The sequence below is a fragment of the Streptomyces sp. NPDC054872 genome (genome assembly GCF_053610705.1).
The window spans coordinates 91,204-114,857 of sequence record NZ_JBSGYY010000011.1; the positions used below are offsets into that span (position 1 = coordinate 91,204).

Here is a 23,654-nt window from a genome sequence, read left to right on the forward strand (position 1 = left end):
CCGCGTCAGCGGCCCCTCTCGTCCGTCACCCGCACCCCGTCCGCGATCCCCACCACCAGCACCCGCGTCCCCTCCTCCAACGGGCGCCAGCGGTGCGGTAGTTCCGCCGCGCAGTACAGCGTGTCCCCGCGGTCCAGGCGGTACACGGAGTCGTCCGCCTCCACCTCGGCCGAGCCGTCGGCCACGTACAGGATCTCGTCGTTGCGGTGGCGGTACTCGCGGCCCCAGTCGTGATCCCCGGTGAACTCCAGTGCGTGCAGCCGCTGGTGGCCGCGGACCAGCGGACGCATCCGGGCCTCCCGGCCGCCCTCGCCCTCGCCCACCGAGGCCGAGCCGCCGCGCACCACGTCCACCGGCCTCGGCGGATCCGCCGAGGCGAGCAGCTGCACGGCCGTGGTGTCCAGGGCGTCGGCGATGCGCTGCAGCGATCCCATGCTGGGCCGGGAGCGGCCGTTCTCCACCTGACTGAGGAAGGGCGCCGAGACCCCCGCCCGCGCCGCCACGTCCGCCAGTGTCAGGTCGAGGGCCCGGCGGAGCCTGCGGATCCCGGGACCGACCTGCGGGACGCCCGCCGCACTTTCATCACTCGTACCCATGTCCCTCAGCCTATCCGGCGGGTTAATCTCTTCGACACCACTTAAGAAAGTTAAGTGACCGAGCGAACCGGACCGAGAGGACGGGACTTCCATGACCCGCGTGGACCAGAATCAGCGCCGCCGCCGCGGCACCGGCCTGATGGCCCTGGACGAGGACGCCGCTTACGGCGGCTACACCCTCTTCGCACCGCTCACCGGAAGCGGTGAGGTCTATCTCATCGACGCCCACGGCGAGATCGCCCACCAGTGGAACCTCCCGCACCGCCCGGGGCGGCACGCGCGGATCCTGCCGAACGGCAACCTCGCCTACAACGGCGTACTCCCCGACGAGCCCGCGCTCTTCCCCATGTGGCACAAGTACCGCGGCGGGATCATGCAGGAGATCACCCCGGACGGCACGGTCCTGCGCGAGCACCGCGACCGCTTCCAGCACCACGACGCGCACCACTACGGCGACGGGCGGCTCCTCTACACCGCCCTCGAACCCCTGACGGGCCAGGACGCCGCGGCCGTACGCGGAGGCGTGCCCGGATCCGAGGCCGGCGACGGGACCGTGTGGGCCGACACCATCGTCGAGGTGGACGCCGAGGGGAACACCACCTGGGAGTGGAAGGTCTCCGAGCACCTCGGGCGCGCGGACTTCCCGCTCCACCCGGACTACGCCCGCGAGCACTATCCGCTGATCAACAGCGTCCTGCCGACGAGCGACGGCAACATCCTCGCCAGCTTCCGCTCGGTCTCCGCCGTCGTCGTCATATCCCGTGCGACGGGCGACATCATCTGGCGCTCGGAGCCCGGCGTCGTCTCCCAGCAGCACTGCCCCACCGAGCTGGAGAACGGCAACTTCCTCGTCTTCGACAACGGCGTCTTCCGGCCGCACTGGGACGTGCCGTTCAGCCGGGTCATCGAGATCGAGCGCGCCGGCGGCAAGGTCGTCTGGGAGTACCACGACCCGGCCCGCGAGTCGTTCTTCGCGCCGTTCATGGGCAGCGCCCAGCGCCTCCCGAACGGCAACACCCTGGTCACCGACTCCCCCGCGGGCCGCCTCTTCGAGGTCACCGCGGACGGCTATCTCTGCTGGGAGTACGTCGTGCCGTTCTTCGGCGGCTACGCGGAGGAAGAGGTCCGCAAGCTCTTCCCCTCCGAGCCCAACGCCGTCTTCCGCGCCTATCGCTACGCCGCCTCCGAACTGCCCTGGCTCACCCCGGCTCCCGCTCCAGCGAAGGGCTGAGCCCGTGGTGGCCGCCGTCGACGAGCGCCTTCCGCTGCCGCGCCTCGCACCGCTCGCCCTCCAGCACCTCCTCGCCGGGATCGCCGCGCCCGTCTCCTCGGTGATCCTGATCGGCACGACGCTGCGGCTGACCGCCGCTCAGACGGCCTCGCTGCTCAGCGCGACGCTGGTGCTGTGCGGCATCGGGGCGCTGCTCCAGTCCCTCGGGGTGCGGGCGTTGCGGGTGGGCGCCCGGCTGCCGTTCCTGATGCTGCCGGGCGGGGCCGCGGTGGCGATCTTCCTGCAGATCGGGAAGGAGTACGGAGCCGCGACGGCGTCCGGCTCCGTCCTGATCGCCGGGGTGTTCCTGATCTGCGTACTGCCCTTCTACGGACGCGTGGTGCGGCTGTTCCCGCCCCTGGTGATGGGGACGACGGTCGTCCTGATCGGCATCAACATGATCAAGGTGACGGCGCCGATGGTGGCCTCCGGGCCGGGGCCGGGCTTCGCGACGCTCGGCGTCATCGCGCTCCTCTTCCTCGTCCTGCGGGGCGTCTGGCGGCAGATGGCGGTGCTCTTCGGCCTGGTGGGCGGCACGGCCGTCGCGCTCCTGCTCGGCACGGACATCCATCTCGCCTCCGGCGCCGCGTTCGCGCTGCCGGACCCCTTCCCGTACGGCGCCCCGCACTTCGACCTGCTCGCGGCGATCCCGCTCCTTGTCTTCGCGCTCGCCTCGCTCGCCGAGGCCACCGGCCAGACCGTGCTCAACAGCGAGGCGGTCGGCCGCACCCCGGACGCGGGCCGGGACGTACCGCGCATCGCCCGCGCCGACGCCCTCGTGTCGCTGGGCGCGGGTGTCTTCGGCACGTCGTTGATGGTGACGAGCGCCGAGAACATCGGCATCGTCCAACTGACGCGCGTACGCAGCAGGTTCGTCACGGCGGGTGCGGGTGTGCTGCTCGTCGTCTGCGGTCTGCTGACCCCGTTGACGCGTCTCCTGGCCGCCATCCCCGAGCCGGTGGTCGGCGCGGCGGGCCTGGTGATCTACGCGGTGATCGCCGTCCTCGGCTTCAGCATGCTGTCCCGGGTCGATCTCACGCACGGCACCGACAGCATCGTGGTGGCTCTCGCCCTGGTCGTGGGTCTGCTTCCGGTGATGACTCCCGGCCTGTACGCGCCGCTGCCGCCCTGGGCGCACACCATCTTCGGCAGCGGAGTGGCCGCCGGAGCGCTCGCGGCGGTGATCCTGAGCGCGGCCTTCCGCCACCTGGGACCGCGAGAACGGCCCGAGGTGACGTCCGAGGTCACGACTGAGGTCACGACTGAGGCCGGCGCTCCACCAACAGACGGGAGCCGGTGAGGCGTTCGCCGAAGACGTCGTCGGGGTTGGAGAGCACGCAGTTCTCCAGGGAGAGGCAGCCGCAGCCGATGCAGTCGGTGAGGTGATCGCGCAGCCGCCCCAACTGCTTGATCCGCTCGTCCAGTTCGGAGCGCCAGTCCTCCGAGAGGCGTGCCCAGTCCTCGCGGGTCGGGGTGCGCTCCTCGGGGAGCGAATCGAGCGCCTCGCGGATCGTGGCGAGCGGGATGCCGACGCGCTGGGCCGCGCGGACGAAGGCGACGCGGCGCAGCGCGTCACGGTGGTAGCGGCGCTGGTTGCCCGAGGTGCGGCGGCTGGTGATCAGGCCCTTGGTCTCGTAGAAGTGCAGGGCGGAGACGGCGGCGCCGCTGCGGGCCGAGAGCTGGCCGACCGTGAGCTCGTGGATCTTCTCTGGGATCTGGGGCACCCGCCCCACCCTAATGGCAGGTCCAGGGGCCGCCGAGGTCCGGCCCGTTGACACACGTCGACACACGCAGCATGCTGAGCAACCGCTTAGTTTGCATTCTTTGAGGAGGCCAGTGACATGGCAGAGCCGAGGATCTTCGCGTCGCCCGACGACCTGCGTGCCGGAGTCGGCGAGCAGCTCGGACACAGCGAGTGGCTGGAGGTCGACCAGAAGCGGATCGACCTGTTCGCCGACGCCACGGGCGACCACCAGTGGATCCACGTGGACGCGGAGAAGGCGGCGCAGGGCCCCTTCAAGACGACCATCGCGCACGGCTACCTGACGCTGTCGCTGCTGCCGAGCCTGGTGCCGGGGGTCATGCGCGTCGAGGGCATGAAGATGGGCGTCAACTACGGCACCAACAAGGTCCGCTTCCCCTCGCCGGTGCCCTCGGGCTCCCGCGTGCGGGCGACCGCCGTGCTCAAGGAGGTCGAGCAGACCAAGGACGGCGGCGTACAGGTCACCGCCGTGGTCACCGTCGAGCGCGAGGGCTCCGAGAAGCCCGCCTGCGTCGCGGAGTCGGTGTCCCGCTACTACTTCTGAGGCGGGCGGGTATTTCTGAGGCGGGCGGCGCTCAGGAGGCCCGCTGCCGGGCCCCCACCATCCGCAGCACGAGGTCGGCGTAGAGCGCGCCGACCTCGTCGGGCGTCCGGGTGCCCGCCACGTTGAACCAGCGGGCCACGTCGATGCAGAGCGAGAGCACGGCCAGCGTGGTGCCCGGCACGTCCTCGACGTCGAACTCCCCGTCCCGCACCCCGTCGTTGATCATGTCCCGCACCGCGGCGTCCGACTGGCGGCGCAGCGCGACGATCTCCGTGCGGTGCTCGTCCCCGAGCGCGTCCAGCTCGTACTGGACCACGCGGGCGGTGGTGTGATGGTCGGCGTGCCAGCGGACGAAGGAACGTACGGCGTCGTCGAGCCGCTCCGCCGCGGTGCCCGGAGCGTCGGCCGCCTCGCGCAGGAGCCGCAGCGCCTTGTCGTGGCCGATGCGGCTGATGCGGTGGAGCAGCTCTTCCTTGGTCTTGTAGTGGATGTAGAGCGCCGCCGGGCTCATGCCGGCACGGCCCGCGATGTCCCGGGTCGTCGTCGCGTGGTACCCACGCTCGGCGAAGGCCTCGACGGCGGCGACCAGCAGCCGCCGCGCCGCATCAGGCGTGACCTCGCCCCATGGCAGGTCCTCGCCCTCGGTCTGCTCCGCCGTGCTCATCGCCCACTCCTTCCGCCGGTCGGGAGGGACACCATACCCCTGACGGTGAGCAAGCGCTTAGGACGCCGGTCAGGCCACGGGCTTGAACGGGTCGTGTTCGGCGAGAATCTTCTCCAGACGGGCCTGGTCGACACGGCTGACGAGCTGGTCCGCCTCCTGCCGGTCCCTGATCACCTTGGCGAGGGTGAACGCCGAGGTCGTCAGGTACAGGACGGAGATGGCGAGGAAGGCGCGGATCCATCCGCTGACGTCGAGGCTGTAGACGCCGATCGCCACGGCGCCGATCGCCACGGCGAACGACGCGATGGCCTGACCGTAGTAGGCGGTGGTGCTCTGCTGCTTGACCGGTGCCGGTGTCTCACTCATGGTCAGAGCTTCGCCCGCGGGGCGCCGCGCCACATCCGTTGCCGTACTCAGCTCACGTACTCAGCCCGCACGTCGGTCACCCGCGCTCAGAACGCCGAGACCCCGGTCAGCGCCCGCCCGATGACCAGCTTCTGGATCTGGCTCGTGCCTTCGTAGAGCGTCATCACGCGCGCGTCGCGCAGCAGCTTGCCCGCCGGGTACTCGTCGATGTAGCCGTAGCCGCCGAAGACCTGGAGCGCGTTGTTGGCGGCGCGCACGGCGGCCTCGGAGGCGAACAGCTTGGCCTTGGAGGATTCCGTGGTGAAGGGCTGCCCGCGGTCGATGAGGTCGGCGACCCGCCAGGTCAGCAGGCGGGCGGCGTCCACGTCCACCGCGATGTCACTGATCAGCTCCTGCACCAGCTGGTGCCCCGCGATGGCCTTGCCGAACTGCTCGCGCTCGGTCGCGTACGTCACGGCCGCGTCGAGGGCGGCCTGGGCGATGCCCACGCAGCCGGCGGCGACCGACATCCGCCCCTTGGCGAGCGCCGACATGGCCACCGAGAAGCCCTTGCCCTCGGGCGCCATCATGGCCGACGCCGGGACACGGACGTCTTCGAGGACCAGCTCGGCGGTGGCCTGGCCGCGCAGGCCGAGCTTGCCGTGGATCGTGCGGCGGCTCAGGCCGGGGGTGTCGGTGGGCACGAGGAAGGCGGAGACGCCCTTGTGCCCGGGGGCGTCGTTCGTCCGCGCGAAGAGCAGCACGACATCGGCCCAGGTGCCGTTCGTGATGAACATCTTGGAGCCGTTGATGACGTAGTCGCCGCCGTCGCGCACCGCCTTCGTCGAGAGGTTGCCCGCGTCGGACCCGGTGCCCGGCTCGGTGAGCCCGAAGCACCCGACGAGCTCCCCGGAGGTGAGCCCCGGCAGCCACTGCCGCTTCTGCTCCTCGCTCCCCCAGTACGCGATGGTCTTGGCCACGAGACCCAGCGAGACCGACACGATGCCGCGCACGGACGAGTCGCCGCGCCCCAGCTCCTCGGTCACCAGGCAGTAGGCGAGGTGGTCGCCGCCCGAGCCGCCGTACTCCTCGTCGACGGTGAGCCCGAGGAAGCCGACCTCGCCGAGCTTCTTCACGATGGACCGGTCCACGCTCTCGGCACGGTCCCACTCGATGACATGGGGCGCGATCTCGCGGGCCACGAAGTCCTTCGCCAACTGCCGGACGGCGGACTGCTCCTCGCTGAGCTCCAGATTCATCGCGTGGCACCTCTTCGGGTCGACTCGTGGACCAGTCCGCGGACCGGCATGTGGCACGGATTTAAATTAGCACTGCTAGTTTCTTACGGCAGCCCTACTATGTGCCGCATGGCCCGACCGCGCAAGCCCCTCCTCAGCAGAGAACGCATCGTCGAGACGGCGCGCGCGCTCGTGGACACCGAGGGCCTCGCCGCCGTCTCGACGCGTCGCCTCGCCGCCGAGCTCGGGGTCAGCGGGCCCTCGCTCTACAACCACTTCCGCACGAAGGACGAGATCCTGGAGGCGGTCGCGGACTCGGTGAGCGCGCAGGTCGACCTGTCGATGTTCGAGGCCGCCGACGAGCGCGACTGGCGCACGGCACTGCACGACTGGGCCGTCTCCTACCGCGCGGCGCTCACCCTGCACCCCAACATCGTTCCGGTGCTCGCGAGCGGCCCCGGCCGCCGCCCGGCCGGACTGCGGCTCGCGGACGCGGTGTTCGGGTCCATGGTCGACGCGGGCTGGCCCGCCGCGCAGGCCACCTCGATCGGCGCCCTGATGCGGTACTTCATCATGGGCTCGGCGCTCGGCTCCTTCGCCGGCGGCTTCGTGGACGACGCGACCGCGTACGACCCGGCCGACTATCCGCACCTGGGCCAGGCCCACCTCCTGGCCGAGCGCCAACAGGAGATCGACGAGCGCGCCTTCGAGACGGGCCTGCAGGCGCTGCTCGACGGGCTCGCGCTGCAGTACGCGCAGGTGGCGGCCCCCGCAGCGCGGACAGCACGGTGACGGTCCGGCGCTTGGCGGGGGCCGAGGCATGCGAGGCGCACCTCGGTATCGCGGACTCCGGCAGGTAGATGTAAAGTCCATCCGTCTTGCCGGGCGAAACATGGACGTAACACGGGAGTGAGCCGTGCGGCACTCAACGGACGCCGGTCGCCTGCCTTTTGGCGCGCCGGTCTTCGCCGCCCAAGTCCTGCGCGGCCAGGCGCAGGTCACCTTCCTGCCCAGCGCCGCGGCGGGCGCCGTGTTCTGTGCGGCGCTGTTCGCGGCGGGCTGGGAGTACGGGCTCTACGGCCTTGCGGGCACAGCCGTCGGCACGGCCACGGCGCGGCTCCTCGGGGCGGCGCGGGACCGCGTGACGACCGGGCTCGAAGGCTTCAACGCCTGCCTCACCGCCCTGTGTTTCGCGGTGTTCCTCGGCGCCGGGTACCTGTCCACCGCCGTGCTCGCCCTCGCGGGCTGCGTGGTGGTCACGGTCGTGACGGCGGCGGCCTCCAACGTCCTGGCCGTCTGGGGGCTGCCCTCGCTCACGCTCCCGTACTGCCTGCTCGCGAGCGTGACGACCATGGCCGCACCCGGCTTCGAGCGGGTCTGGCACCACAGGGTCGACCCGGCCGCGCTGACGCAGGCGGCGAGCGGCCCGACAGCGCTCCACCCCCTCGATCTGGCCGACGCGTTCTTCGCGGGATTCGCCCAGATCTTCTTCATGCCGCAGTGGTACGTCGGCGCGGTGGTGCTCCTGGGGCTCTTCGTCGCGAGCCGTCGCGCGGGGGCCGTGGCCTGCCTCGGCAGCCTGACCGGCATCGGCACCGCGGTCGCGCTCGGGGCGCCGGCCGCGCGGATCGCGGACGGCACGATGGGATACAACGCGGTGCTCGTGGCGCTCGCGCTGTGCGGCGTCTTCCTGCCCGTCCGGGGCATGACGCTCGCGTACGCGCTCGTCGGCGCCGCCACGGCGACCATCGCGGGTTCGGCCCTGACGGCGCTGCTCGCGCCGTCCGGCGGGCACGCGTTCACCTGGCCGTTCGTGCTGACGACGCTCGCGTTCCTGGCGGCGGCGAAGTCCTTCTCGCGCCTGGGCGGACCGGCCGCGGCGCCGTCGGAGGAGACGGAGCCGCAGCCGGTCACGTCCGCTGCCCTCAGCGGGAACTCGCCCGCCCCGCAAGCACCTTGATGGAGATCAGGGCGATCACCGCGAGGCCGATGATGTACGCGGAGACGGCCATCGAGGTGCCCGTCGCCTCCAGGAGCAGCACCATCACGAAGGGCGCGAGCCCGCCGCCGAACACGGCCGCGATCTGGTAGCCGAGCGAGGCTCCCGTGTAGCGCATCTCGGCGGTGAACAGCTCCGCGAACAGCGCGGCCTGCGGCCCGTACATGATGCTGAGGAAACAGCTGGTGACGAAGGTGCCGACGGCCAGCCACAGCAGCGAACCGGTGTCGATGAGCAGGAACATCGGCACCGCCCAGACCGCGAGCCCCGCGGCGCCCAGCGCGTAGATCCGCAGCCGTCCGATGCGGTCGGAGAGTGCGGCGGACGCCGGGATCAGGACGAGTTGGGTGAGGCTCACGCAGAGCGAGACGGTGAGGACCGCGCTGCGCTTCATGTCGAGTTCGCGGGTGGTGTAGTCGAGGACGCCGGTGATGATGATGTAGAAGGTCGCGGTGTTCACCGCGAAGGAGCCGCCCGCCAGGAAGACGGTGCCGAGGTGGTGGCGCAGGATGGTGCGCAGGGGTGAGTTGCCCCCTTCGCCGCCCGCGGCCTTCTGGCTCTTCTCCTGCTCCGCCAGGGCCTTCTCCGCCGCACGGAACTCCGGGGTCTCCTCCACGCGCGTGTGGATGTACCAGGCGAGCACGAGGACCAGGAGCCCGACCATGAAGGGCACCCTCCATCCCCACGCCTCGAAGGTGCTCTCGCTGGTGACGGCACCGGCGATCAGGAAGACCGTGTTGGCGCTCACCACGCCGATGGGCACGCCGAGCTGGACCAGGCTGCCGTAGAGGCCGCGCTTGCCCTCGGGGGCGTACTCGGTGGCCATCAGCATCGCGCCGCCCCACTGCGCGCCGACCGCGATGCCCTGGAACACGCGGAGGGTGACGAGGAGGATCGGCGCGGCGATGCCGACGGTGTCGTACGTGGGGAGCAGGCCGATGCCCGTGGTGGAGAGGCCCATCAGGGTCAGGGCGAGGACCAGCATGGGCTTGCGGCCGCGCTTGTCGCCGAGGTGACCGGCGATGATGCCGCCGACGGGGCGGGCCAGGAAGCCGACCGCGAACGTGGCGAACGCGGCGAGCACTCCGGCGGACGAACTGCCGGAGGGGAAGTACAGGTCGCCGAGGACGAGGGCCGCGGCGATGCCGAAGACGAAGTAGTCGTACCACTCGACGGCCGAGGCGAGGGCGGCGGCGGTGGCCACTTTGCGGCGGTGGGGATCCGCCGGGTTCGCGGGCCGAGCGGATGCGGGGTGGGGGGCCGCCGTGGGGGCGGACGGTGCGGGGTCCATGCGGTGCACACTCCGGTGGGTCCGGGGACGGGACGGGGGGTGGGCGTGTGATGGCAGGGACCGTACCGACCAGTGGGTATGTGGTCAACGGTTTGATCAGGGGGTTCTTTTCCCCAACCCCGCCCCTTCCCGAAAACCCGCTCTGGCGCGGGGGCCCTGGGCGCCGTTGATCACCGGCTTCGCCGAGTTCGTCCTCAACCGCCGGACGGGCTGAAACCGCCCAGCCCGTCCGGCAGCCCCGCGGGGCCCGCCCCTAGAACACCACCAGCGCCCGCCCGCCCTTCCCCGCGACCATGTTCTCGAAGGCCGCCGGGATGCCGTCCAGTTCGATCCGGTCGGTCACCAGTGAACTCAGGTCGAAGCGGCCCGCCCGGATGTGATCGGCCAGGACCGGCAGGTCCACCGCGGGGTTCGAATTGCCGTACACGCACCCCGACAGCGTCCGCCCCCAGTGGAAGATCTCCAGGGCGTTGAAGGTGACCTGCTGGTCCTTGCCGCCGATGCCGACCACCGTCGTGCGCCCGCCGCGCCGCGTGGACTCCCAGGCCGTACGGATCGTCACCGCGCGGCCCACGCACTCCACGGCCACGTCCACGCCCTGGCCGTCGGTGAGCCCACGGATGCCCTTGGCCGTCTTCTCGGAGGCGACGACGTACTCCGTCGCTCCGGCCGACCGCGCCAGCTCCTCCTTCTCCGGGGATACGTCCACCGCGATGATCCGCGAGGCTCCGGCGATCCGAGCGGCCTGGAGCGTGGCGAGGCCCACTCCCCCGACCCCGAAGACCGCCACCGTCTCGCCCTCGCGCACCTTCGCGGAGTGGTGCACGGCGCCGTAGCCGGTGAGCACGGCGCAGCCGAGGAGGGCGGCGTCCGTCAGCGGGACGCCGTCCGGGGCGGGCAGCACGCAGTTGGCCGCCACCACCGTCTCCTCGGCGAACGCGGCGACGTTCAGGCCGGGGTGGAGGTCGGCACCGTCCGATGTGCGGTGGGCGTACACATCGGCGGCACCGGCCAGCGCGTTCACGCACAGCCACACCTCACCGAGCGAGCAGGGGTGACAACTGCCGCACGAAGGCGCCCAGTTGAGGACGACATCGTCACCGGGGGCGATGTACGTGACACCCTCACCCACGGATACGACCGTCCCCGCGCCCTCGTGCCCGAGCACGGCGGGCACGGGCAACCGCATCGTGCCGTTGGTCAGGGACAGGTCGGAGTGGCAGACCCCGGCGGCGGCGAGGCGCACCCGCACCTGGCCTGGCCCCGGTTCGGGCAGGTCGATCTCGGTGATCTCCAGCGGAGAACCGACGGCGGGCAGAACGGCGGCGCGGACCACGGTGGCGTACTCCTTGAAAGGCGGGTGGCGAAGGGATCAGAACTGGAGGGACTTCGTCTGGAGGTACTCGGCGAGCCCGTGCGGGCCGAGCTCGCGCCCCACCCCCGACTGCTTGTAGCCGCCGAACGGGGCGAGGGGGTTGAAGCTGCCGCCGTTGATGTCGACCTGCCCCGTGTCCATGCGGCGGGCGAAGGCGACCGCCTCGGCGTCGTCGGCCGCCCAGACCGCGCCCGCGAGCCCGTACACGGTGCCGTTGGCGATCCGCAGGGCGTCGTCCTCGTCCTCGTACCGGATGATCGAGACGACCGGGCCGAAGATCTCCTCCTGGGCGATGGTCATCTCGGGGGTGACGTCGGCGAACACCGTCGGCTGGACGAAGTAACCCTGCTCGCGCGGCGCCTCGGAGCCGCCGGCCACCACCCGGGCGCCTTCCTCGACGCCCTTGTCGATGTAACCCCGCACGCGCGCCTGCTGCTTGGCGTTGACGACGGGGCCGATGCGGGAGCCGTACTTGGCGGCGGCGGCCGACGCGAGCTCCACCGCCTCGTCGTAGCGCGCGGAGTCCACCAGCATGCGGGTCCAGGCGCTGCACGTCTGGCCCGAGTTGGACATGACGTTGGCGACGCCCACGTTGACCGCCTTGCCCAGGTCGGCGCTGGGCAGGATGACGTTGGCGGACTTGCCGCCGAGCTCCAGGGCGACGCGCTTGACCGCGGCGCCCGCGGTGGCGCCGATCTGCTTGCCGACGGCCGTCGAGCCGGTGAAGGAGACCAGGTCGACGTCCTCGTGCTCGGCGAGCGCCTGCCCCGCGACCGGCCCAAGGCCGGTGACCAGGTTGAAGACACCGGCGGGGATGCCCGCCTCGTGCGCGGCCTCGGCGAAGAGCTGGGCGGTGAGCGGAGTGTCCTCGGCGGGCTTCAGGACCACCGTGCAGCCCGCGGCGAGCGCGGGGGCGACCTTGTTGACGATCTGGTGGAGGGGGTAGTTCCAGGGGGTGATCGCGCCGACCACGCCGACCGGCTCCAGGTAGACCGTGGAGTTGCCGATCTTCTCCTCGAAGGCGTACGTCGCTGCGAGCTCGGCATAGGAACCGGAGACCAGGATCGGCACCCCCGCGTGCACCATCTGCGAGAAGGGGAGCGGCGAGCCGAGCTCCGCCGTCACCGTCTCGGCGATCTCGTCCTTGCGGGCGACCAGCTGGTCGCGGAGCGCGCCGATGAGCGCGCCGCGCTCGGCGGGCGGGGTCGCCGCCCAGGCGGGGAAGGCCTCGCGGGCGGCGCGCACGGCCGCGTCGATGTCCTGTGCCGTGCCTGCCGGAACCTGGCCGATCGGCTGCTCGTCGGCCGGGTTCAGGACCGTGATCGTGTCCGTGCCGGCGGCGGGCCGCCAGGCGCCGCCGATGTACATGCCGTCGTGGGCCTTCATCGCACTCCTCAGATAGTCGTCCGCACCCCAAACTAGCGCTGATAGTTTTCTGACACCAGGGGCGTCGGAAGGGCGTCAGAGCCAGGGACATTCACCCCGCCACGACATCTACCCCCCAGACGGTCCGCCGACATTCCGTTTCGTGCATGTGACAGATACATGTCAGGGTGCCAACTCCCTTGATCTACGCCTGTAGAGCCGACATTCTGCTGAGCGCGCCGGGAGCGGAACGCACCGCTCCCGGCTGTGTGTGCGATCACGCACACGCCCCCACAGTTGCGCCGCCCGACCCCTGGGCGAGCGCCGCCAATGAGGAGGACTCCCTCGTAATGGCAATGCTGCGCAGCAAGAAGACTGTGATCGCCGCGGCGATCTCGACCGCCACCGCCGCCACCCTGTTCGGTGCGGTCACCGCCCTTCCGGCCCAGGCCGCTCCCGCCGAGGGCACCGTGATCGGAGCCGGTTCCGCCGACGCCGTCAAGGGCAGCTACATCGTCACGCTGAAGAAGAACTCGGGCTTCAAGGCCGCCTCGACCCAGGGCAAGGGCCTGATATCCGAGTACGGCGGGTCGGTGAAGAAGACCTTCAAGTCCGCGCTGGACGGATACACCGTCGAGCTGAGCGCGGCGGAGGCGAGACGCCTCGCCGCCGACCCCGCGGTCGCCTCGGTGGAGCAGAACCGCACCGTCCGGGCCGACGCGACCCAGACCAACGCCCCCTGGGGCCTGGACCGCATCGACCAGACGAGCCTGCCGCTCTCCGGCACCTACACCTACCCGGACACCGCGGGCTCGGGCGTCACCGCGTACGTGATCGACACCGGAGTGCGCATCACGCACTCCGAGATCAGCGGCCGCGCGGTGAACGGCTATGACGCGGTCGACGGCGACAACACCGCCCAGGACGGCAACGGCCACGGCACGCACGTAGCCACCACCATCGCGGGCAAGACGTACGGTGTCGCCAAGAAGGCCAAGATCGTGGCCGTCCGGGTGCTCGACAACAACGGCTCCGGCACGACCGCCGGTGTCATCGCGGGCATCGACTGGGTGACGGGCAACCACGCGGCGGGCGCACCCGCCGTGGCCAACATGTCGCTCGGCGGCGGCGCGTCCACCTCGCTGGACAACGCGGTGAAGAACTCCATCGCCGACGGTGTCAGCTACGCGGTCGCCGCGGGCAACGAGGGCGTCAACGCCTCCTCGTCGTCCCCCGCGCGGGTCCCCGCGGCCATCACGGTGGGCGCCACCAGCAACACGGACGCCAAGGCCAGCTGGTCCAACTACGGCTCGGTCCTCGACATCTTCGCGCCGGGCGTCTCGATCAAGGCGGGCTGGCACACCGGCGACACGGCCACGAACACCATCTCCGGTACGTCGATGGCCACTCCGCATGTCGCGGGTGCGGCGGCGGTCTACCTGGCGGGCCACACCTCGTCGACTCCGGCGCAGGTCGCGTCCGCCCTGGTGAACGGAGCCACCTCGGGCAAGGTCACGAGCCCGGGCACCGGCTCGCCGAACAGGCTGCTCAAGATCGTTCAGTAGCATCCGCGCAAGCTCGGCGGCACTCACGCGAGTGGTGACCGCGCAGCACGTGTAGTACCCCGTTCCCCGGAGGCAGCCGGCGCCTCCGGGGAACTTTGCGGTGCGCCGCCGGTCCTCTCCTCTAGGCTTCTCGTCAACTCCGGTGTTCCGGAAGGCTTCTGCAAAGTTTCGACCAAGCGTCCGGAACGGTAAGGGCGTGGCGGGACTCGTCAATGGAGGTGGAGAAGTGAGCCGGTCGAGGAGCAAGGTGACCATCACGGAGATAGCCAGGCAGGCCGGCGTCTCGGTGCCGACGGTGTCACGGGTGGTCAACGGCCGGTCCGACGTCTCGGAGGACACCCGCGCGCGCATCGAGGACCTGCTCCGCGAGCACGGCTACGAACGGCGGGCGAGCGCGCCCGGCAGCCGGGCCGCCCTCGTCGACCTGGTCTTCAACGACCTCGACAGCCCCTGGGCCGTGGAGATCATCCGCGGGGTGGAGGAAGTGGCACACGCGGCCGGCGCGGGCACGGTCGTCTCCGCGATCCACGGGGCCTCGGGCTCGGCACGCCAGTGGATGAAGAACCTGCGGGCCCGCGCATCGGACGGCGTGATCCTGGTGACCTCCGTCCTGGAACCGGTGCTCCACGACGAACTGCGGCGGCTCGGCGTACCGCTCGTCGTGATCGACCCGGCGGGATCGCCCGCCCTGGACGCACCGACGGTGGGCGCCACCAACTGGGCCGGAGGGATGGCCGCGACGGAGCATCTGCTCTCCCTCGGCCACCGCAGGATCGGCTTCATCGCGGGGCCGCCGCGGCTCCTGTGCTCCCGGGCCAGGCTCGACGGCTACCGGGCGGCGCTGGAGAGCGCGGGCGTGCCGGTCGACGACGCGCTGGTCGTGCCGGGCGACTTCTACCACGCGTCCGGGTTCGCCGGGGCGGGCGAACTCCTCGGCCTCGCCGAGCCGCCGACCGCGCTCTTCGCCGCCAGCGACCAGATGGCGCTCGGCGCGATCGAGGCCCTGCGACGGCGCGGCCTGCGGGTTCCCGAGGACCTCAGCGTGGTGGGCTTCGACGATCTGCCAGAGGTCAGCTGGTCGGCGCCGCCCCTGACGACCGTGCGCCAGCCGCTTTCCGACATGGGGAAACTGGCGGCCCGTACGGTTCTGCGGCTCGCGCTCGGCGAGGAGCCCGCGTCGCCCCGCATCGAGCTGGCCACGGAGCTGGTGGTGCGGGCGAGCACCGCGACCCACGTCTGAGCTCCGCCCGCCGCTGCCGAGGACCGCGAACTCCCTTTCCTTTCACAGGCGTTGACACACGGTGTCGCTCGCCGCCCGTGACTTCCGTGCGCATCGACCAATAACTTTCGGAACTCTTCCGGAAGGTGCGGTGCGATGCCTACCATGGCCCTGACGCTCACTGCCACCGGCCTCTCCGCGTGCGGCAGCAGCGGCTGCGGTGCGAGATGCGGGTGAAGTAGGGCGGCGGGCCAGGCTTTTCAGCCCCTCCGGCGTTTGAGGAGCGGGGGCCTGGGGGCGGGGTTCTCGGTTTCGGGACGGGGTGGGCCTGCGGAAGGCGTCGCGGGGCTTCGCCTCAGCCCCAGCCCGGCAGCCACCAGCAACAGCCCTCCGAGCATCACGAACGGCGCGGCCACGCCCGCGACTCCGGCGATGAGGCCCGCCCCCGCGGGGGCGGCGACCTGACCGAGCCGGTTGCCCGTGAGCCGCAGGGCAAGCGCGGTGGACCGCGCTCCCTCAGGAGCGGCCTGCACCACGGTCGTCATCGACAACGGCTGTCCGACCCCGAGACAGAATCCCAGCAACACCAGCATGACCGCGAGCCCCCACACGGGCACCGGCAGCGCGACCCCCGCACACAGCAGGGCGGCCAGCAGACACGTGACCACGATCAGCACCGTACGCCCGAGCAGATTGATCAGCGGTGTCATCACGAGCCGGCAGGCGATCGTCGCGGCGGCCCGCAGCGAGAGCAGCACCCCGACCGTCGCGGGCGCGATGCCCCGATGCTCGCCGACCACCGGCAGATAGGCGGTGAGGATGTCCGTCGCGGAGAGCACCGCGAGGCTGATGAAGATCCCCGCGGGGACACCGCGGGTGCGCAGGATGCCGAACACCGGGACCTTGTCGCCCCGCTTCGACGAGGCGCCGGCGGCGCGGGCGTGCTCGATGCGCCACAGCGAGGTGAGCGAGACCGCCGCGACCGCGCCCGACACCAGCAGGGCGAGGGCGCTCGTACGGCCCATGTCCCCGCCGATGAGGGAACCCGCGGCGATCGGCCCGATCAGCTGGCCGAGCGAGGCGCCGATCGTGAAGTGCCCGAAGTTGCGGTCCTGTTCGTCGGGGGAGGACTGCCGGGCGACGATCGACTGGGCGCCGATCACGAAGCAGAGGTGGCCGAGGCCCATCACGCCGCTCCAGGCGGCGAGCGCGCCGAGCGTCCCCGCCGTACCGCTGAGCGCGCACCCTGAGGCGATCAGCACGACGCCGACCGGAAGGAGCGGCGCGCACCGCCCGTGGTCCGTCCTGCGGCCGAGCGGCACGGCGGCGAAGAGCGGGAGCAGGGCGTACACACCCGCGATGACGCCGATCGCCCGCTCGTCGGCACCCAGCGAGAGCGCCCGGTAGGAGACGGCCGGACGCGCCATCGACACCGCCCCCTGCGCGAAGCTGAAGGCGATGACGAGGCGCAGCAACCAGGCCCGGCCCGGTGTCGATGGCATCAGATGATGCCGAAGAGGATTCCGGAGCCGAGCACCACCAGCGAGGTGAGCACGGCCCATTTGACGGTGAACTTGGTGTGGTCGCCGAACTCGACCTTGGCCATGCCGACGAGGACGTACACGGCGGGGACCAGCGGGCTCGACATGTGCAGGGCCTGGCCCGCGATCGAGGCGCGGGCGATCTCCAGGGTGCCCACGCCGTGCGCCTGGCCCGCCTCGGCGAGGACCGGCAGGACGCCGAAGTAGAAGCCGTCGTTCGACATGAAGTAGGTGAGCGGCAGCGACAGGAGGCCGGTGACCAGGCCCATCTGCGGGCCCATGCCCTCCGGGATCGCGTCGACGAGCCACTTGGCCATGCTGTCGACCATGCCGGTGCCCTGGAGGACGCCGGTGAAGACGGCGGCCGCGAAGACCATGCCGGTGACGTTGAGGACGTTCTCGGCGTGGGCGCCGATACGGGCCTTCTGGTCGGGCATGTGCGGGAAGTTGACCGTCAGGGCGAGCGCGGCGCCGAGCAGGAAGAGCACCGGGATCGGCAGCCACTCCATGATCATGGCGGTGAGCAGGACCACGGTGAGACCGGCGTTGAACCAGTAGAGCTTCGGGCGCAGAGTGGAGCGGTTCGGGTCGAGCCCCTGGAAGCCGTCGTCCTCGTCGGCGTCGTCGGAAGCGCCGGAAGCGGCGTCCGCATCTGTGTCCGCGTCCGTTCCCGAGCCCGCTCCCCCGGTGGACTTCTTCGTGAGCGACGTACGCCCGGTGCCCGTGCCGCCACCGGCACCCACCAGGACCGTCTCGCTCGCCGTCTCCTTCTCCAGGACCTCGTCCAGGGAGAGCATGCCGAGCCGCTTGCGCTCCCGGAGGCCCAGTGCGTAGGAGAGCAGGAAGACGGCCACGAGGCCCATGGCGAGCGCCGGGATCATCGGCACGAAGATGTCGGCGGCGTCGACCTTGAGGGCGGTCGCGGCACGGGCCGTCGGACCGCCCCAGGGCAGGGTGTTCATGACGCCGTTGGCGGTGGCCGCCACACCCGTCATGACGACGAGGCTCATCTTGAGCCGTTTGTAGAGCGGATACATCGCCGAGACCGTGATCATGAAGGTCGTCGAGCCGTCACCGTCGAGCGAGACGATCGCGGCGAGCAGCGCGGTGCCCACCACGATGCGCACCGGGTCGGCCTTGCAGAAGCGCAGGATGCCCCGGACGATCGGGTCGAACAGGCCGACGTCGATCATGACGCCGAAGTACACGATGGCGAACATGAGCATGGCCGCCGTGGGCGCCAGATTCCCGACGCCTTCGAGGACGTAGTCCCCGAGATGGGCTCCCTTTCCTACGAACACGCAGAAGAGCGCGGGGATCAGCACCAGTGCCGCGATCGGCGACATCTTCTTCATCATGATCAGCACCAGGAAGGTGGCGATCATGACGAATCCGAGGATTGTCAGCATGGGGGCTACCTAACGTTCACCATCGAACTCCCACCAGGTCTGGCGGTCCGGATGACGTTAGGACCCGTCTCGATCCGTTAACAAGATGTTGACGTGTGAGCAATAAGCGCAAAACTCCAGGTCAACGACTTGCTGCCGGAGCTGCCTCCTCAGTGAGGGCGGTGAGCGACACCGGGAAGCCATTGAGTACGGACGTCCCGGAGAGCGGGTCGAGGAGGGTGCCGTCCAGGAGCTGGTTCACATTGGCCCCGGGGTTCTCGGCGGCGACGGCCAGGCGGGTGCCGGGGCGGTCGTGGCCCCAGCCGTGCGGCAGGCTGACCACTCCGGGGCGCACGGTGTCGGTCACCTCCACGGGGACGTCGAGCGAGCCGCCGGCGGCCTCCACGCGCGCGTGGCCGCCGTTCTGCAGGCCGACGCGGGCCGCGTCATCGGGGTGGACGTGCAGGGTGCAGCGGTTGGAGCCGCCGACGAGGGTGCGGACGTTGTGCATCCAGCTGTTGTTGGAGCGCAGATGGCGGCGGCCCACCAGGACGAGCTCGTCCGGGGCGCGCCGCAGCGCGCTCGTGAGGCGCGGCAGGTCGTCCGCGATGGGTCCCGGGAGGAGCTCCACCCGGCCACTGCGTGTCCTGAGGACCTGCGGGAGGCGGGACTCCAGCGGTCCGAGGTCGATGCCGTGCGGGTGGGCGAGGAGCCGCTCCAGGGTGAGGCCGTCCGCGCGGTCGTCGCGGCCACCGAATCCGTCGCCGTAGGGGCCGAGCCGCAGCATCAGGTCGAGCCGCCGCTCGGGGCCGCTCTCGCCGGTGAGGAGGGCGGCCAGTTCCTCGGGGTCACGGCCGTGGACGGCGGAGTGCGGGTCGGTGACGGCCTTGCCGAGGACCTTGTCGACCACCATCGTGTCGACGGCCGCCGGATCGGCGCCGTGCATGCCTCCCCCAGACTCCGTCCGGGAGGTGCCCCCAGCCGCCAGGACGAGCCGCGCGAGGATCTCCGTCTCGGGGATCCTGCCGTCCGCCAGGGGCAGGGCGGCGCGGGTGTAGCGGACCTGGTTGCGTACGGCGAACCCGTTGAAGGCGAAGTCGAAGTGCGGGCTCTGGGAGGGCGGGGGCGGCGGCAGGACCACGTGGGCGTGGCGGGAGGTCTCGTTGAGATACGGGTCGACGCTGACCATGAAGTCCAGTGAGGCCAGGGCCTTGTCGAGCCGGTCGCCGTCCGGCGCCGAGAGGACGGGGTTGGCGGCGACGGCGACGACCGCGCGGATCGCGTCGTCGCCGGGGGTGTCGATCTCCTCGGCGAGCGCGGCGATCGGCAGTTCGCCCTTGGCCTCGGGGTGCCCGCTCACCCTGCTGTGCCAGCGGCCGAGGGTGAACCCCTTGCCGGGGCCCGCGGGGCGGGGCGCGCGGTCGGTGGCCGAGAGCGGGAAGAGGGCGCCGCCGGGGCGGTCGAGGTTGCCGGTCAGCACGTTCAACACGTCGACCAGCCAGTTCGTGAGCGTGCCGTGGGCGACGGTGCTCGCGCCGACGCGGGCGTAGACGGCGGCGGTGGGCGCGGCGGCCAGGTCGCGGGCGAGGGTGCGGATGGTGTCGGCGGGCACGTCGCAGGCCGCGGAGACGGCGTCGGGGGTGAGGTGGCCCACGGCCTCCCGCACCTCATCGACGCCCTCCACCTGGTCTTCGAGCGCCCCGAGGTCGGTGAGTTTCTCCTCGAAGAGGACCTGGACCATGGCCGCGAGCAGCAGCGCGTCCGTGCCGGGCCGGATCGCGAGGTACCGGTCGGCGAGCTTGGCGGTACGGGTGCGGCGGGGGTCGACGACGGTGAGCGTGCCGCCTCGCGCGCGCAGCGCCTTCAGCTTGCCCGGGAAGTCGGGGGCGGTGCACAGGCTCCCGTTGGACTCCAGGGGGTTGGCGCCGAGCAGGAGCAGATGGTCGGTGCGGTCCAGGTCGGGCACGGGGATGGCGAACGCGTCGCCGAAGAGGAGCCCGCTGGACACGTGCTTGGGCATCTGGTCGACGGTGCTCGCGGTGAAGATGTTGCGGGTGCCGAGCGAGCCGAGCAGCACGGGCGGGTAGAGGCCGCCGGCCATGGTGTGCACGTTCGGGTTGCCGAGCACCACACCGACCGCCTGCGGCCCGTACCGCTCGATCAGGGGGCGCAGCCCGGCGGCGACGGCGTCGAACGCCTCGTCCCAGCTTGCCTCGTGGAGTACGCCGTCCCTGCGTACCAGAGGGCCCTTCAGTCGGTCGGGGTCCGCGTCGGCCTCTCCGAAGGAGGCGCCCTTGGGGCAGATGAAGCCGTGGCTGAACACATCGTCCCGGTCCCCGCGCACTCCGGTCACGCGCGCGGCCTCGGTGCCGTCAGGGGGCCCTTCGATGGTGAGCGTGAGCCCGCAGGTGGCTTCGCAGAGGGGGCAGATACGCAGGGCTGTGCTGGGCATGGAGACCCTCCAGGGCGGCGGCTACGGCGCACGTGCGCTCTCACCATACCGACCGGTATGCATGCCGTCAGGCCCCGCGAAGGACCGGATCGCGAAACCGCGACCCCGGCCTTCGGTCCGGCGAACCCGCGCTTCAGTCCAGCGAACCCGCGAAATAGGAGTGCAGCAGGGTCCGCGTCTCGTCGATCAGGTCGGGATCGCCCGACGGGTGCGCGCGGAAGGCGAGTTGCAGGACCGCGTCCACCGCCTCGACGCCGACGAGCACCGTGCGGCGCAGCTTCTCGTCCAGCGGCCGGCCGAGGTGGTCGGCGAGCAGTCCCGCCACCCGCTCGGCGACGTCCGAGTTGGCGTCGGGCATCGCACCGGGGGCGGAGGGGATGCCGAAGTCGACCAGGCCGAAGCCGGGGACGCTGCGCTTCATGGCGAGGTACTCGTCGAAGGCCGCGTCGACGGCGCCGCGCCAGTCACCGCGCTCCACCCCGGCCATGCGCGCCGCCACGCGCTCTCCGTAGGCGTCGAGGTTGCGGTGGGCCAGGGCGTCGGCCATGGCGCGCTTGTTGCCGAAGAAGCGGTAGACGGAACCGATCGGAACGCCTGCCCGGGTGGCGACGGCGCGGGTGCTCAGGTCCTCGTAGCCGACCTCGTCCAGAAGTTCGGCGCAGGCGTCGAGGATGCGGGCCAGCCGCTCGGCGCTGCGCTCCTGCACGGGCACCCGGCGCAGGGTCTTCGGCGGCGGCGGGGGCTTCGGCTGATCACGGTGGGACATCCACGGGAGAGTAGAGCATTGTTCACATCCATGGACCCCCTTGCGGAAGGAAAAGGCGAATCCTACGGTGTCCCATAGGAATCGTTGACGAGGGAGCGATGATGAGCCGGGAACACACCAGCGACGCCAGCCGTGGAGACGGGAACGACCCGCGCAAGACGGCCGAGGCACTGACGTACCTCTCCGGCTTCGGCAACGAACACAGCTCCGAAGCGGTGCCGGGCGCCCTGCCGCACGGCCGGAACTCGCCCCAGCGCGCCCCCCTCGGCCTGTACGCGGAGCAGTTGAGCGGCACCGCCTTCACCGAGCCCCGCGCGCACAACCGCCGCTCCTGGCTCTACCGCATCCGCCCCTCGGCCGCGCACCCGACGTTCACCCGCGTCGACAACGGCGCCCTGCGGACGGCACCCTTCGCCGAGACGCCCGACCCCAACCGCCTGCGCTGGAACCCGCTCCCCGAGCCCGCCCCCGGCACGGACTTCGTCGCGGGACTGTGGACGCTGGGCGGCAATGGCGACGCCACACAGCGCACCGGCATGGCCGTGCACCTCTACCACGCCAACTCCTCCATGACGGGCCGGGTGTTCAGCGACTCGGACGGCGAACTCCTCGTCGTACCCGAGCAGGGCGGCCTCCTCCTTCGCACCGAGTTCGGGCTGCTGCGCGCCGAGCCGGGCGAGGTGGCGCTCATCCCGCGCGGGGTGCGCTTTCGCGTGGAACTCCTCGACGGGACCGCGCGCGGCTATGTGTGCGAGAACTACGGGGCACCCTTCCAGCTCCCCGACCTGGGCCCGATCGGCGCGAACGGCCTCGCGAACGCACGGGACTTCAGGGCGCCGGTGGCCGCGTACGAGGAAGACGAGCGGCCGGTGGAGGTGGTGAACAAGTTCTGCGGCAACCTGTGGCAGGCGACCTACGACCACTCGCCGCTCGACGTCGTCGCCTGGCACGGCAACCACGTCCCGTACGTGTACGACCTGCACCGCTTCAACGTCATCGGCACCATCAGCTACGACCACCCGGACCCGTCGATCTTCACGGTGCTCACCTCACCGTCGGACACCCCGGGCCTCGCGGGTGTCGACTTCGTGGTCTTCGCGCCGCGCTGGCTGGTCGGCGAGAACACCTTCCGGCCGCCGTACTTCCACCGGAACGTGATGAGCGAGTACATGGGCCTGATCGAGGGCGCGTACGACGCGAAAGCAGAGGGTTTCGTGCCCGGCGGTGGCTCGCTGCACAACATGATGTCGGCGCACGGTCCCGACCGCGACACCTTCGAGAAGGCATCGGCCGCCGAGCTGAAGCCGCAGAAGATCGACGACGGGCTTGCCTTCATGTTCGAGACGCGGTGGCCGGTGACGGCGACCGAACAGGCAGCTCAGGCCGCCCATCTGCAGCGCGGATACGACGATGTGTGGGAGGGTCTGGAGCGCCATTTTCGAAACTGATCGGCACCCGATCGGCAACTGATCCCGTTTCGATGCCGCTGCGGACTGATTGACTGATTCGGAGAGACCGTGACCGCTTTCGCCCCGGACTCGATCGTCCTGAATCGTAAACTGCCGCTCTGGTATCAGGTGTCGCAGTCCCTGCGCGCCTCGATACTCGGCCGTACGCCCGATGCCCCGCTCCGGCTGCCCACCGAGGAGCAGCTGGCGGGGCACTACGGCGTGAGCGTCCTGACCATGCGCCAGGCGCTCAAGGAGCTGGAGGACGAGGGTCTGATCACCCGGCACCGGCGGCGCGGCACGTTCATCGAGCCCAGCGCCCAGCGCGGCTCACCGGTCCGGCTGCTCGGCTCGGTCGACGCGATCGTGGCCCAGCAGTCGGGCATGAGCACGCACCTGCTCGCGCACGGCACGGCACCGGTCTCCGGCGAACTCGCCGAGCATTTCCCCGACCTGACCGAGGTGGCGACCTACCACCGGCTGCGCAGCGACGAGAAGACGGGCGAACCGACCAATCACGCCCACAACTACATACGTCCCGAACTCGCGGACCGCGTCGACCTCGACGACCTGGCGCGCTGGCCCATGACGAAGGTGCTCCGCGACGTCGTGGGCGTCCGCATCAGCCGCATCACCGACACCGTAGAGGCCACGCTCGCCGACCCGGAGACGGCCCGCCTCCTCGAAGTGCCGCTGCTCAGCCCGATCCTGCACTACACGGGCATCACGTACGACGAGGACGGCCGTGCCCTGGACGTGGCGCGCATCCACTACCGCGGGGACCGCTTCTCCTTCACGGTCACCCTCGACGCGACGTAAGGGTCTC

The 23,654-nt window shown here is 71.0% G+C and carries 21 protein-coding genes; 9 read left to right on the top strand and 12 right to left on the bottom strand.

Features of this window, described 5'->3' with window-relative positions; translation table 11 throughout:
• Positions 1–5 precede the first annotated feature (5 nt).
• Positions 6–596, bottom strand: coding sequence for a helix-turn-helix domain-containing protein (locus ACWGIH_RS15715; protein WP_453445078.1), 591 nt, complete (start codon positions 594–596; stop codon positions 6–8).
• A 91-nt stretch (positions 597–687) separates the two neighbouring features.
• Here ACWGIH_RS15715 and ACWGIH_RS15720 point away from each other — a divergent pair, with 91 nt between their 5' ends.
• The gene (locus tag ACWGIH_RS15720; protein ID WP_453445080.1) at positions 688–1,827 is read left to right on the top strand and encodes an arylsulfotransferase family protein; all 1,140 of its coding nucleotides are present in this window, start codon (positions 688–690) and stop codon (positions 1,825–1,827) included.
• A gap of 4 nt (positions 1,828–1,831) precedes the next feature.
• Positions 1,832–3,166 carry a uracil-xanthine permease family protein gene (locus ACWGIH_RS15725; RefSeq protein WP_453445081.1) on the top strand — a complete coding sequence of 445 codons (1,335 nt, stop codon included), beginning with the start codon at positions 1,832–1,834 and terminating at the stop codon, positions 3,164–3,166.
• On the opposite strand, the gene soxR is transcribed toward ACWGIH_RS15725, so the two are convergent.
• Positions 3,123–3,590, bottom strand: a complete 468-nt coding sequence (gene soxR, locus ACWGIH_RS15730; RefSeq protein ID WP_363210805.1) for a redox-sensitive transcriptional activator SoxR — start codon at positions 3,588–3,590, stop codon at positions 3,123–3,125. The two genes, ACWGIH_RS15725 and soxR, sit on opposite strands and share 44 nt — an antisense overlap.
• Before the next feature lie 117 nt (positions 3,591–3,707).
• On the opposite strand from soxR, the gene ACWGIH_RS15735 reads away from it, so the two are divergent.
• Entirely contained in the window at positions 3,708–4,172 is a 465-nt protein-coding gene (locus ACWGIH_RS15735; RefSeq protein WP_453445082.1) for a MaoC family dehydratase, read from the top strand.
• 31 nt (positions 4,173–4,203) lie between these two features.
• On the opposite strand, the gene ACWGIH_RS15740 is transcribed toward ACWGIH_RS15735, so the two are convergent.
• The 3 genes from ACWGIH_RS15740 to ACWGIH_RS15750 form a co-directional block, all read right to left on the bottom strand.
• Positions 4,204–4,836, bottom strand: coding sequence for a TetR/AcrR family transcriptional regulator (locus ACWGIH_RS15740; RefSeq protein ID WP_453445083.1), 633 nt, complete (start codon positions 4,834–4,836; stop codon positions 4,204–4,206).
• A 69-nt stretch (positions 4,837–4,905) separates the two neighbouring features.
• Entirely contained in the window at positions 4,906–5,202 is a 297-nt protein-coding gene (locus ACWGIH_RS15745; RefSeq protein WP_453445085.1) for a YiaA/YiaB family inner membrane protein, read from the bottom strand.
• 86 nt (positions 5,203–5,288) lie between these two features.
• Entirely contained in the window at positions 5,289–6,440 is a 1,152-nt protein-coding gene (locus ACWGIH_RS15750; RefSeq protein WP_453445086.1) for an acyl-CoA dehydrogenase family protein, read from the bottom strand.
• 108 nt (positions 6,441–6,548) lie between these two features.
• Here ACWGIH_RS15750 and ACWGIH_RS15755 point away from each other — a divergent pair, with 108 nt between their 5' ends.
• Together ACWGIH_RS15755 and ACWGIH_RS15760 are read left to right on the top strand one after the other, a co-directional pair.
• Positions 6,549–7,211 (top strand): TetR/AcrR family transcriptional regulator, encoded by a 663-nt coding sequence (locus ACWGIH_RS15755; RefSeq protein ID WP_453445087.1) that lies wholly within the window; start codon positions 6,549–6,551, stop codon positions 7,209–7,211.
• Between the two features lie 124 nt (positions 7,212–7,335).
• A complete protein-coding gene (locus tag ACWGIH_RS15760) occupies positions 7,336–8,379 on the top strand; it encodes an urea transporter (RefSeq protein ID WP_453445089.1) in 1,044 nt (347 codons plus the stop codon).
• Here the strand turns inward: ACWGIH_RS15760 and ACWGIH_RS15765 are convergent.
• From ACWGIH_RS15765 to ACWGIH_RS15775, 3 genes are all read right to left on the bottom strand, one after another.
• Positions 8,345–9,709 carry an MFS transporter gene (locus ACWGIH_RS15765; RefSeq protein ID WP_453445090.1) on the bottom strand — a complete coding sequence of 455 codons (1,365 nt, stop codon included), beginning with the start codon at positions 9,707–9,709 and terminating at the stop codon, positions 8,345–8,347. The two genes, ACWGIH_RS15760 and ACWGIH_RS15765, sit on opposite strands and share 35 nt — an antisense overlap.
• Positions 9,710–9,962: 253 nt before the next feature.
• Positions 9,963–11,045: a Zn-dependent alcohol dehydrogenase gene (locus ACWGIH_RS15770; RefSeq protein ID WP_453445091.1), complete on the bottom strand. Its 1,083-nt coding sequence runs from the start codon at positions 11,043–11,045 to the stop codon at positions 9,963–9,965.
• A gap of 36 nt (positions 11,046–11,081) precedes the next feature.
• A complete protein-coding gene (locus tag ACWGIH_RS15775; protein WP_453445093.1) occupies positions 11,082–12,470 on the bottom strand; it encodes an aldehyde dehydrogenase family protein in 1,389 nt (462 codons plus the stop codon).
• Positions 12,471–12,799: 329 nt separating this feature from the next.
• Between ACWGIH_RS15775 and ACWGIH_RS15780 the strand changes: the two genes are divergently transcribed.
• Entirely contained in the window at positions 12,800–14,014 is a 1,215-nt protein-coding gene (locus tag ACWGIH_RS15780; protein WP_453445094.1) for a S8 family peptidase, read from the top strand.
• 247 nt (positions 14,015–14,261) lie between these two features.
• Entirely contained in the window at positions 14,262–15,254 is a 993-nt protein-coding gene (locus tag ACWGIH_RS15785; RefSeq protein WP_453691652.1) for a LacI family DNA-binding transcriptional regulator, read from the top strand.
• Positions 15,255–15,493: 239 nt separating this feature from the next.
• Here ACWGIH_RS15785 and ACWGIH_RS15790 read toward each other — a convergent pair whose 3' ends face one another.
• The 4 genes from ACWGIH_RS15790 to ACWGIH_RS15805 all read right to left on the bottom strand — a co-directional run bounded on the left by ACWGIH_RS15790 (position 15,494) and on the right by ACWGIH_RS15805 (position 21,380).
• Positions 15,494–16,735 carry an MFS transporter gene (locus tag ACWGIH_RS15790; RefSeq protein WP_453445097.1) on the bottom strand — a complete coding sequence of 414 codons (1,242 nt, stop codon included), beginning with the start codon at positions 16,733–16,735 and terminating at the stop codon, positions 15,494–15,496.
• Positions 16,735–18,183: a CitMHS family transporter gene (locus ACWGIH_RS15795; RefSeq protein ID WP_453445099.1), complete on the bottom strand. Its 1,449-nt coding sequence runs from the start codon at positions 18,181–18,183 to the stop codon at positions 16,735–16,737. Before ACWGIH_RS15795 ends, ACWGIH_RS15790 begins: the two co-directional genes overlap by 1 nt.
• 121 nt (positions 18,184–18,304) lie before the next feature.
• The gene (locus ACWGIH_RS15800) at positions 18,305–20,614 is read right to left on the bottom strand and encodes a molybdopterin-dependent oxidoreductase (RefSeq protein ID WP_453445100.1); all 2,310 of its coding nucleotides are present in this window, start codon (positions 20,612–20,614) and stop codon (positions 18,305–18,307) included.
• Between the two features lie 133 nt (positions 20,615–20,747).
• Positions 20,748–21,380: a TetR/AcrR family transcriptional regulator gene (locus ACWGIH_RS15805; protein ID WP_453445101.1), complete on the bottom strand. Its 633-nt coding sequence runs from the start codon at positions 21,378–21,380 to the stop codon at positions 20,748–20,750.
• 101 nt (positions 21,381–21,481) lie between these two features.
• Here ACWGIH_RS15805 and hmgA point away from each other — a divergent pair, with 101 nt between their 5' ends.
• Both hmgA and ACWGIH_RS15815 read left to right on the top strand, forming a co-directional pair.
• Positions 21,482–22,828: a homogentisate 1,2-dioxygenase gene (gene hmgA, locus ACWGIH_RS15810; protein ID WP_453445103.1), complete on the top strand. Its 1,347-nt coding sequence runs from the start codon at positions 21,482–21,484 to the stop codon at positions 22,826–22,828.
• 69 nt (positions 22,829–22,897) lie between these two features.
• Complete coding sequence (locus tag ACWGIH_RS15815) at positions 22,898–23,647, top strand: GntR family transcriptional regulator (RefSeq protein WP_453445105.1); 750 nt, start codon at positions 22,898–22,900, stop codon at positions 23,645–23,647.
• Positions 23,648–23,654 lie beyond the last annotated feature (7 nt).